This is a genomic window from Pantoea sp. BAV 3049, assembly GCF_009765445.1.
Taxonomy (GTDB): domain Bacteria; phylum Pseudomonadota; class Gammaproteobacteria; order Enterobacterales; family Enterobacteriaceae; genus Erwinia.
Map to the genome: position 1 here is coordinate 1,320,316 of NZ_WHOY01000031.1, position 11,360 is coordinate 1,331,675.

Annotated in this window: 8 protein-coding genes; 3 read left to right on the plus strand and 5 right to left on the minus strand. The window is 55.1% G+C overall.

Annotated features, from left to right (window positions below; translation table 11 throughout):
* Positions 1-79 precede the first annotated feature (79 nt).
* From polB to rluA, 3 genes are all read left to right on the plus strand, one after another.
* Positions 80-2,440, plus strand: a complete 2,361-nt coding sequence (gene polB, locus GSQ70_RS06890) for a DNA polymerase II (RefSeq protein ID WP_158781860.1) — start codon at positions 80-82, stop codon at positions 2,438-2,440.
* A 133-nt stretch (positions 2,441-2,573) separates the two neighbouring features.
* Positions 2,574-5,480 carry an RNA polymerase-associated protein RapA gene (rapA, locus tag GSQ70_RS06895; RefSeq protein WP_158781861.1) on the plus strand — a complete coding sequence of 969 codons (2,907 nt, stop codon included), beginning with the start codon at positions 2,574-2,576 and terminating at the stop codon, positions 5,478-5,480.
* A 41-nt stretch (positions 5,481-5,521) separates the two neighbouring features.
* Positions 5,522-6,175 (plus strand): bifunctional tRNA pseudouridine(32) synthase/23S rRNA pseudouridine(746) synthase RluA, encoded by a 654-nt coding sequence (gene rluA, locus GSQ70_RS06900; protein ID WP_158781862.1) that lies wholly within the window; start codon positions 5,522-5,524, stop codon positions 6,173-6,175.
* 12 nt (positions 6,176-6,187) lie between these two features.
* On the opposite strand, the gene GSQ70_RS06905 is transcribed toward rluA, so the two are convergent.
* From GSQ70_RS06905 to djlA, 5 genes are all read right to left on the minus strand, one after another.
* Positions 6,188-7,096 (minus strand): glycyl-radical enzyme activating protein, encoded by a 909-nt coding sequence (locus GSQ70_RS06905; RefSeq protein ID WP_158781863.1) that lies wholly within the window; start codon positions 7,094-7,096, stop codon positions 6,188-6,190.
* Positions 7,097-7,103: 7 nt separating this feature from the next.
* Entirely contained in the window at positions 7,104-9,494 is a 2,391-nt protein-coding gene (gene cutC / locus GSQ70_RS06910) for a choline trimethylamine-lyase (RefSeq protein WP_158781864.1), read from the minus strand.
* A complete protein-coding gene (locus GSQ70_RS06915; RefSeq protein ID WP_158781865.1) occupies positions 9,491-9,820 on the minus strand; it encodes a multidrug efflux SMR transporter in 330 nt (109 codons plus the stop codon). Before GSQ70_RS06915 ends, cutC begins: the two co-directional genes overlap by 4 nt.
* Positions 9,817-10,185 carry a multidrug efflux SMR transporter gene (locus tag GSQ70_RS06920; RefSeq protein ID WP_158781866.1) on the minus strand — a complete coding sequence of 123 codons (369 nt, stop codon included), beginning with the start codon at positions 10,183-10,185 and terminating at the stop codon, positions 9,817-9,819. Before GSQ70_RS06920 ends, GSQ70_RS06915 begins: the two co-directional genes overlap by 4 nt.
* A gap of 263 nt (positions 10,186-10,448) precedes the next feature.
* Positions 10,449-11,276: a co-chaperone DjlA gene (djlA, locus tag GSQ70_RS06925; protein ID WP_158781867.1), complete on the minus strand. Its 828-nt coding sequence runs from the start codon at positions 11,274-11,276 to the stop codon at positions 10,449-10,451.
* Positions 11,277-11,360 lie beyond the last annotated feature (84 nt).

Here is an 11,360-nt window from a genome sequence, read left to right on the forward strand (position 1 = left end):
CTGACAGCGCCCGTCAATACAGACACTGTATAAATAAACATGCTATTATTGGGCATTATTACGGCAATAAGGATCACAGGTGAACGACGCACGCGCAGGCTTTCTGCTCACCCGCCACTGGCGGGATACTCCTTCAGGCACCGAAGTGGTGTTGTGGCTGGCGACTGATGCCGGTCCGCAGCGCGTGGTGGTGCCGCCACAGGAGTCGGTCGCCTTTATTCCCCAGGAGTCTCTGCCGCAGGTTAAAGCTCTGCTGAAACAGGAGCGCCATTACCGGCTGGTCCCGCTTGAGCTGAAAGATTTTCGCCAGCGTCCCGTGGCGGGTCTCTATTGCAAACAGTATCGTCAGTTGCAAAAGTTGGAGAAGCTGCTGCGCGAAAACGGCGTGATGGTCTTTGAGGCGGATATCCGCCCACCGGAACGTTTTCTGATGGAACGCTTTATCACTTCTCCGGTGTGGTTCAGCGGCCAGCCTGCCGGCCACAGCCTGATCAACGCCCGCCTCAAGCCTAATCCTGAGTACCGGCCGCCGCTGAAATGGGTATCGCTGGATATTGAAACCACCCGCCACGGCGAGCTGTACTGCATCGGGTTGGAGGGCTGCGGCCAGCGCGATGTCTATATGCTCGGCCCGGAAAATGGCGACGCCAGCGGGCTGGATTTTAATCTGGAATACGTTTCCAGTCGCCCGCAACTGCTGGAAAAACTTAACACGTGGTTTGAGCAGCACGATCCTGACGTGCTGATTGGCTGGAATGTGGTGCAGTTCGACCTGAAGATGCTGCAAAAGCATGCGGATCGCTACGGCATCCCGCTGCGTCTTGGCCGCAATCATGCGGTGCTGGAGTGGCGTGAGCATGGCTTCAAGCCCGGTGTGTTCTTCGCTCAGGCTACCGGCCGACTGATTATCGACGGCATTGAAGCGCTGAAATCCGCCTTCTGGAATTTTGACTCATTCAGCCTGGAATCGGTCTCACGAGAATTGCTGGGTGAAGGTAAGGCCATCGATAATCCGTGGGACAGAATGCAGGAGATCGACCAGCGTTTTGCAGAAAACAAACCGGCACTGGCTCTGTATAACCTGAAGGATTGCGAGCTGGTTACGCGCATTTTTCAGCACACCGAGCTGATGCCGTTCCTGCTGGAGCGGGCCACGGTCAACGGGCTGGCAGCAGATCGCCACGGCGGGTCGGTTGCCGCTTTCGGCCATCTTTATCTGCCCCGTATGCACCGCGCCGGGTTTGTCGCGCCCGGGCTGGGTGAAGTTGCACCGGAAGCCAGCCCGGGTGGTTACGTGATGGATTCCCGCCCCGGCCTGTATGACTCCGTGCTGGTGCTGGATTACAAAAGCCTCTATCCCTCCATAATTCGTACTTTCCTGATCGACCCGGTCGGGCTGGTCGAGGGCATGGCGCATCCTGATGATGCCGATTCGGTCAGCGGTTTTCGCGGTGCACGCTTCTCACGAACCCGTCACTGCCTGCCGGAAATTGTCAGCCAGATCTGGCAGGGCCGTGAAGCGGCCAGGAAACAGGGTAATAAGCCGCTTTCACAGGCGCTGAAAATCATTATGAACGCCTTCTATGGCGTGCTGGGCACCAGCGCCTGCCGCTTCTTCGATCCCCGGCTCGCGTCCTCCATTACCCTGCGCGGCCACGAAATCATGCGCCAGACCAAAGAGCTGGTGGAGGCCGAAGGGTATGACGTTATCTACGGCGATACCGACTCCACTTTTGTCTGGCTGAAAACCGCACATGATGAAGAGAGCGCCGCCGTCATTGGTCGCCGTCTGGTGGAGAAGGTCAACAGCTGGTGGCGCGAGCATTTGCAGCAGGAGTACGGGCTGGAAAGCGCGCTGGAGCTGGAATATGAAACCCACTTCAGCCGTTTCCTGATGCCAACGATCCGCGGTGCGGAACAGGGCAGTAAAAAACGGTACGCCGGGCTGATCCGCGAAGGCCAAAAAGAGCGGATGGTCTTTAAAGGCCTGGAGACGGTGCGAACTGACTGGACACCGCTGGCGCAAAACTTTCAGCAGGCGCTGTATCTGAAGATTTTTAAAAACCAGCCTTATCAGGAGTTCATCCGCGAAACGGTGCGCAAACTGCTGGATGGCGAGCTGGACAGCCAGCTGACCTACGGTAAAAGATTGCGCCGTCCGCTGGATGATTATCAGCGTAATGTCCCACCCCACGTGCGAGCTGCGCGTATTGCCGATGAGCAAAATCAGAAACTGGGCCGGCCGCTGCAGTATCAGAATGGCGGGAAAATTCGCTATGTGATGGCAACAAGCGGTCCCGAACCGCTGGAGGCCCGCATCACGCCGCTGGACTACGATCATTACCTGTCAAAACAGCTTCAGCCGGTTGCTGACGGGATACTCCCCTTCCTCCAGGATGACTTTGCTACACTGGTAACAGGTCAGTTGGGGCTTTTTTGACAGGTGACGAATGCGTTGCCTTCCAGTACCATAGCGCCCTTCCTGACGATCTGAATTTTCCTGCCGGGCAGTCATTGCCGGGCGGAAGTGCTATTGCCTGCTACAACCTCTGAGAGAATCGAGCCGAATATCTATGCCTTTTACACTTGGTCAACGCTGGATCAGCGATACGGAAAGCGAACTGGGATTGGGAACCGTGGTCGCGGTAGATACGCGCATGGTGACATTGCTTTTCCCCGCCACCGGCGAAAACCGTCTTTATGCTAAAAATGATTCTCCTATAACCCGTGTGATCTTTAATCCGGGCGATACCATTACCTGCCATGAAGGCTGGCAGCTGATCGTTGCCGATGTCAGTCACGAAAATGGCCTGGTGGCGTACACGGGCACCCGTCTGGATACTGAAGAGACCGACGTGGTGATGCGTGAAGTGATGCTCGACAGCAAGCTGGTGTTCAGCAAGCCGCAGGATCGCCTGTTCGCCGGTCAGTTGGATCGTATGGATCGTTTCGCTCTGCGCTTTCGCGCCCGCAAATATCAGAGCGAGCAGTATCGCCTGCCGATCAGCGGCCTGCGCGGAATGCGTACCAGCCTGATCCCGCATCAGCTGCATATCGCCCACGATGTCGGTCGTCGCCACGCTCCCCGCGTTCTGCTGGCAGATGAAGTTGGCCTCGGGAAAACTATCGAAGCCGGAATGATTATCCACCAGCAGCTGCTGGCAGGCCGTGCCGATCGAGTGCTGATTATCGTGCCGGAAACGCTGCAGCACCAGTGGCTGGTTGAGATGCTGCGCCGCTTCAACCTGCGCTTCGCACTGTTCGATGACGACCGCTATGCGCAGGCACAGCTGGACAGCGACAACGCCTTCGAAACCGAACAGCTGGCGATCTGCTCGCTGGACTTCGTCCGTCGTAACAAACAGCGCCTGGAAATGCTGGCCGATGCTTCCTGGGATCTGATGATCGTCGATGAAGCGCACCACCTTGCATGGGAAGAGGGGCAGCCAAGCCGTGAATATCAGGTAATTGAGCAGCTGGCCGAACAGATCCCCGGCGTGCTGTTACTGACCGCGACGCCGGAGCAGCTGGGAATGGAGAGCCATTTCGCCCGTCTGCGCCTGCTGGATCCGGACCGTTTTCACGACTTCGCTGCCTTTGTTGAAGAGCAGCAGCATTTCCGCCCGGTAGCAGACGCGGTAGCTGGCCTGCTGGCTGATAAAGCGATCAGCGACCAGGAAATGAACCTGCTCAACGACCTCGTGGGCGAGCAGGACATTGAACCGCTGCTGCAGACCGCTAACAGCGATCGCGAAGGTAAGCTGGAAGCCCGCCAGGAACTGGTCAGCATGCTGATGGACCGACACGGCACCAGCCGCGTGCTGTTCCGTAACACCCGTAACGGCGTGAAGGGCTTCCCGAAACGTGAGCTGCACCAGATCCGCCTGCCGCTGCCAACGCAGTATCAGACAGCGATCAAAGTCTCAGGCATCATGGGCGCGCGTAAAGCTGCCGATGAGCGCGCACGCGATATGCTCTATCCGGAACAGATTTATCAGGAATTTGAAGGCGACAGCGGCACCTGGTGGAACTTTGATCCGCGCGTTGAGTGGCTGATGGGCTTCCTGACCAGCCACCGCGAGCACAAGGTGCTGGTGATATGTGCTAAAGCCGCCACGGCCCTGCAGCTGGAACAGGTGCTGCGCGAGCGCGAAGGCATCCGTGCTGCCGTATTCCATGAAGGCCTGTCGATTATTGAACGTGACCGTGCGGCGGCCTGGTTCGCCTCTGAAGAAGATGGCGCGCAGGTTCTGCTCTGCTCGGAGATCGGTTCCGAAGGCCGCAACTTCCAGTTCGCCAGCCAGATGGTGATGTTCGATCTGCCCTTTAACCCGGATCTGCTGGAGCAGCGTATTGGCCGTCTCGATCGTATCGGTCAGGCGCACGATATTCAGATCCACGTGCCGTATCTGGAGAAAACCGCCCAGTCAGTGCTGGTGCAGTGGTATCACGAAGGGCTGGATGCGTTTGAGCATACCTGTCCGACTGGTCGCGCAGTCTATGACAAAGTGTATCCGCAGCTGATCGAGTATCTGGCAGCGCCGGAAAACCCTCAGGGCCTGGACGAGTTTATCGTCGGATGCCGCAAACAGCATGATGCGCTGAAAAGCCAGCTGGAGCAGGGCCGCGATCGCCTGCTGGAACTGAACTCCAACGGCGGCGATAAAGCCTCACAGCTTGCTGAACAAATCGGCGAACAGGATAACAACATCGAACTGGTCAATTTCGCGCTGAACCTGTTTGATATCGTCGGCATCAATCAGGAAGATCGCAGCGACAACCTGATCGTGCTGACGCCGGGCGATCATATGCTGGTGCCGGACTTCCCGGGACTGCCCGAAGATGGCTGTACAATCACCTTCGATCGCGGCCAGGCGCTCTCCCGTGAGGATGCCCAGTATGTGACATGGGAGCATCCGATCATTCGTAACGGGCTGGATCTGATCCTCTCCGGCGATACCGGGAGCTGTGCACTTTCGCTGCTAAAAAACAAAGCGCTGCCGGTGGGCACCCTGCTGGTAGAATTGATTTATGTGGTTGAAGCACAAGCGCCTAAACACCTGCAGCTGACCCGCTTCCTGCCGCCAACGCCGGTACGTATGCTGGTTGACCGCAAGGGCGCCAACCTGGCCGGTAAAGTTGAGTTTGAAAGCTTCAACCGCCAGTTGAATGCGGTTAACCGTCACACCGGCAGCAAACTGGTCAACGCGGTGCAGCAGGACGTGCATGCCATTCTGAAACTGGCGGAAGATCAGGCCGCGGAAGAAGCCCGCAAGTTGATCGATCTCGCCCGTCAGGAAGCGAATGAAAAGCTCAGCGCCGAGCTGTCACGGCTGGATGCCCTCCGCGCCGTCAATCCGAACATCCGCCAGGATGAGATTGACGCGCTGGAAAGCAACCGCGAGCAGGTGCTGGCCGCGCTGAACGATGCAGGATGGCGCCTGGATGCGCTGCGTCTGATTGTCGTCACGCATCAGTAAACATTCATGGGGCGGCTGGTCCGCCCCTGACAGGCAGGAAGATGGAACCCTATAACCCCCCGCAGGATCCCTGGCTACATATTCTGTATCAGGATGAACATATTATCGTGGTCAACAAGCCCAGCGGGCTGCTGTCCGTGCCAGGCCGTCTTGAGGATCACAAAGACAGCGTCATGACACGCATCCAGCGCGACTTTCCCACGGCGGAATCTGTACACCGGCTGGATATGGCAACCAGTGGCGTCATTGCGGTGGCACTGACCAAAGCGGCCGAGCGTGAGCTTAAACGGCAGTTCCGTGAACGCGAACCCAAAAAAACTTATGTGGCGCGCGTGTGGGGACACCCTGAGAAAGATAAGGGGATGATTGATTTACCGCTGATTTGCGACTGGCCGAACCGGCCAAAGCAAAAGGTGTGTTTTGAGACGGGCAAAGCCGCGCAGACTGAGTATGAAGTGCTGGAGTATGAAGCCGGCAATAGCGCCCGGGTGCTGCTGAAGCCGATTACCGGCCGTTCCCATCAGCTCAGAGTCCATCTGCTGGCGCTGGGCCACCCGATTCTGGGCGACAACTTCTACGCCCATGACCGCGCCCGTGCAATGGCCCCGCGCCTGCAACTCCATGCCGAAATGCTGACTATCACCCATCCGCAGTACCAGACGCCAATGACCTTTCGGCAGCCTGCAGATTTTTAGACCCGGGCGCCGTCAGCCAATGCAGTGAGATAAGGTGTTGGCCGGTAAACCGTGGTGATGCGCGGCACTGACCATCCTCTCCATTTGTGGCTTACCGTGATCGGGGTGCATCTCTTCAAAACGGCAGCTCTTACCTGATAAGTAATATTTGCGATTTCCAAAGTTATGATAAGGCAGCAGATCGATCCCCTGGAAGCTGCGGTGCCCATTCACCATCGTCGCAATCAGCGCCATCATCTTGTGAGCTTGTTCCTCACCGTCATTCACTTCCGGGATAACCGGGATACGGATGCGCAGCGGTATGCCCTGCTGTAACAACTTCTTCAGATTATTCAGGATGCTGCGATTACTTACGCCGGTATAGCGTTGGTGCAGCGTTTCATCGGCCAGTTTAATATCATACAGAATCAGCTGGCTGGCTTCGCACGCCTGCCACACAGCAGACCAGGGCGCAAAACCGGAGGTCTCCACAGCCGTGTGGATACCTTCCTGCCTCGCCCGCAGCAGCAGCGCCCGTGAAAACTCAGGCTGCATCGCCATTTCGCCGCCGCTGAGCGTCATGCCGCCACCGGAAGTACGATAGTAAAGCTCATCGGCAGTCACCGCGTGCATCACTTCCTCAACACTAAGCTTGCTGCCAATGTTACGTATTGCCGCAGCAGGACAGGCCCCATCGACAGGCCAGCCTGCGCAGAGGCTCCTGTCAGGCTGGGTGGTTTGTTTGCCCGGGCAAGCCTGCCAACACTGCACTTTTTCACAGCGTGAGCTGTCGAATAAGACTTCGGGATGCACCGCAAGGCTCTCTGGATTCGCACACCATGCGCAGGCCATCTGACACCCCTTCAGAAAGACCACGGTGCGAACACCGGGGCCATCATGCAGGGAAAAACGCTGAATATTAAACACCGTACCTTTGGTCATAGCAGCCTCAGAAATGGCCAAGCTGGGTGCGGCTGATAATTTCATCCTGAACCTCGCGGCTGAGTTCGACGAAGAAAGCGCTGTAACCTGCCACCCTGATCATCAGATTGCGAAACTGCTCCGGGTTTTCCTGGGCCTTGCGCAGCGTCTCATTGTCCACATAGCTGAACTGCATCTGGGCGTTGCCCAACATGCTGGCACTGCGCAGCAGGGTAATTAACCCCTGCTCGCCTTCCATCGTATCCAGAATGCCATGCAGTAACTTGAAGTTATGCACCATGCCGATTTCCATCTCTTCAACATTGATGCGGCCAACGGAATTCACAATGGCTGTCGGACCGGCGAAGTCCGTTTGCTGAGAAGGACTGATGCCATCCGCCAGCGGCATTCCAGCCAGACGTCCGCTGGGAAGTGCACCTGTCGCCATGCCGCAAGGCGTATTGTTAGAAATTGACAATGTGCCGTGGGTAAACGGCCCATAGAGCATTTGATACTGCCGGTGTTCATTTTCAATGAAGCGGATCAGATCGCGGGCAATCAGATCAACCTCTTCAATATCATTACCGAATTTTGCCACGTTCTTACAGGCTAAATGCAGCGCCTCATGTCCCTCAAAATTATCGCTCAGTGCCTGTACCATTTCCTCCGGAGTGACCTGCTGCTGGCGGTAGACCAGCTCACGCATCGCCATCATCGCATTGGCATAATCCGCCATGCCGGTCCAGATCAGGCCAGGACCATTATTCACCATCGCTCCGCCGTGCATCACATCTTTGCCCTGTTCCACGCAGCCTTCCACCAGGCAGGAGATGAAGGGTTTTGGTGCCAGACGTTTGTGCAGCTTCTGCACTATCAGTGTCGCCCGGGCTGCCTGATGCACAACATGACTGAGCTGCTGTTTCACAGCGGATTCAAAAGCGTCATAAGTGGTCAGCATATGCGGCTCACCGCTCTGCGGCCCAACCTGAGAACCACTGGCGGTCCTGCCGTTATTCAGGGCAAGTTCAATCGCACAGGTGAAGGTGGTATATCCAACGGAGGTCCACTGATAGATGCGACCGGAACGCTGTGGCTCCACGCAGCCCATCAGGCAATAATCGCGGGCATCTTCGTAATCGAACCCTTTACGCAACATCATTTTGATGTGGGCATCATCGAAATGGCAGGCCGGGAAACCAATCCCCGCGCGGATCACTTCCACAATTTTACGCATAAACGGCTGTGGTGACTGATTATGAATACGTACCGCCAGGCTGGGCTGATAGATTTTCAGCTTGCGTGAGCAGTCCATAATCAGCAGCGAAAGAGGATTGGTTGCATCGCCACCCTCACGTTTTTGCCCACCAACCACCAGGTTGACAAAAGGCTGATAGCCCGCAAAATACATCGCCGAAGAAGCACTGCAGATCCACAGGCATTCGGACATTTTGATCATCCAACAGCACAACAGCTCTTCTGCCTGCTCCAGAGTCAGGCGACCCGCAGCCAGATCCGCTTCCAGTAAAGGCCACAAGTATTGATCCACGCGGCCAAGCGAGATGCCGGTTTGATTCTCTTCAAGAATAAACAGTGACTGGGCAAACCAGATAGCCTGCAGAGCTTCGTGAAAGTTTGCCGGCGGGTGTTCAGGCACGCGACGGCAGATAGCCGATAGTGCTTCCAGTTCAGCTTTGCGCTGTGCAGATGAGGTCTGCTGTGCCCGCTGCTGCGCATAGTCTGCGTAGCGGTGCGCATAGTCAGTGACGCCCTGACAGGTTTCAATAATGGCTTCGTAAAAATACTGTTTTTCCTGATCCTCAGGACAGGTTGATGACAGGTGGCTCAGCGCCTCACGCGCCTCCTCCCGTACGCCACCCAACCCTTTTTTCAGCAAAATAATGTCGTAACCCGGGCAGGTATCGCCGCCGCCATTTTGGGTTTTGATGCTTAAATCGCAAATTCCGTCATCGGTGCTCCACTCCCACAGCCCGGCATGACGAAGTTGGGTTTCGGCCATCTCATCCAGAGAACGCCCCTGCCAGAAGGGAAAAATGTCTTCACGCAGTTCACGTTTAACGTCTTCACTGATTACGTAAGGATCCTGAGCCCGCGTGGACATGCTGTCCAGCTCATCGGCTACCCAGCGCCAGGCAATTTCCGGCGAGACTTCTCCTCCACGAGCAGCTCCGGCAGGATGACTGATGATCAGTTCATCATCCTCGATTACCAGCGGTGCAATTTGACAGGCACGACGAAATGCCATAGCCCGCAACAACAAAGTTGGCATTCCAGGATAATTGCGGTAAATCTCGGTTACTGCACGGGCACGTGAGGCGGAAATAAAAGGTTTGGCCTGTAAATAACGTTCACGCAAGCTCGAAATTCTTGGCAGGAGAGAAGTATCTGAAATCGTAGTCATTTATATAACCCCATAATCACACAGCCAGCGACGATTAAAGCGATGCCGAGCATGCCGTATTTATCCATCTTCTGACGGAAGATCATTACCCCGACCAGGCTAATGAGCACAATCCCCAGTCCACACCATAATGCGTATGTCAGGCCAATGGATAACACCACCATCGCTTTTGAAAGTGAAAGGAAACAGAAGAAGTACAGGACTATTACGCCAAGCGTCATCCCCACGCGACGGAAGTCATTTGTTTTTGGCAGCAAGCTGGTAGCCACGACTTCTAATACAATCGCCAAAAATAACCAAAGGAAGCCCGCTAAAGTAATGCTCATGATTTATTCTCCTGCGCAGAAGGGATGTCTTCCTCACTTTTTGCGAGCAAATTAATCACTAACACGCCCGAAATAATCAGCACCATGCCGCAAACACCTGCGAGGCTCAGCGCGGCACCAAACAGAAACCGGTTAATCAGTGAAGTGGCGACAATGCCTGCGCCTGACCATAATGCATAAGCAAGGCCAATCGGAATTTTTTTCAGGGACCGTGTCAGCAGGTAATAAGAGCAGATATAGGCAGTCAGCGCTCCGACGGCAGGCAGTAAGTTTGTCATACCGCTGGATAACCCCAGCAGTGTAGTCCCGGTTATTTCCGTTATTACGGCAAAGACCAGGAACCAGGAGTATCTATCATTAGCCATATTTCACCCAAGCAATTTAAAACATTGCATTAACATTCAACGAAGAACTATAAATATTATGCGTTATTTATTTCCCGATTAACTTTATCAGTAAGGCTGTCAATCCTTTTTAAACCAGGTAAAATTCGACAGTTGAAGATAAAGAATTCATGACCTCAGACAATAAAAATAAAAAAAGCCGCCAATAAAAATATGACGGCTGTTTGATTATTCACATAAATATAAAGAGAAGGGAGAGGCTCTTCCTTCTCAGTAATCGAAAGCTATTTAAACCCTTTTTCGCGCTTTATCAGGTCATAAGCGGCCTGAATTTCCTGCGCTTTCTGCTTGGCCATCTCCATCATCTGCGGAGGTAATCCTTTCGCCACCAGCTTGTCCGGGTGATGTTCACTCATCAGCTTGCGGTAGGCACGTTTAATGGTGGCACTATCGTCACTGCTTTTTACGCCCAGCACGCTGCAGGCATCTTCCAGAGTCGGCCCACGCTGCCCGGGATTGAAGCCTCCCTGCGAGCCGCTACCGCCCCAGGACTGCCCACCGCCGCCAAACTGCTGGCCGCCTTCCATCATCCGCAGGAACTGATCGAACTGAGTGCGCGAAATCCCTAACTCTTCGGCAATTACGTACAGCACCTGCCTCTCGTTTGGATGCAGCGAGCCGTCGGCAAACGCGGCCTGGATCTGAATTTCCAGAAACATCCTAATCAGATCAAAGCGACCAAAACAGGCGCTGCGTAATTCCCGCAATTTATTGCGCAGCGGATAGTCTCCCTCTTTACCTTCGCGGAACGCGCGCTGGGCCGAGGTTCTGGCTTCACCGTGCAGCTGCATGCGATCCATCAGCAGGGAAGCCATCTGTATATCCGCATCGGTCACCCGCCCTTTCGATTTGGTCAGATGGCCCATAACCTGAAAAGTGGTGCGGAAAAACAGCGTTTGTCTGGTTTGTTGATTGGTGAAATAGCCCTGCCCCTGGACCGCCCGCGCCTTATCAATCAGGTGGCCAATCAGCAGGCCAAACGCTAACCCCCAAAAGCCTGTGCCGCTTAACAAACCCAGCACAAGCCCAATTACTTTTCCCCAATAGCGCATATACTCCTCAATTCGCCATGCTGAAGGCTAAAAATTGCATTATCATACCTGTCATTTATCTCAGAGCCTAACGGCAACGCGGTC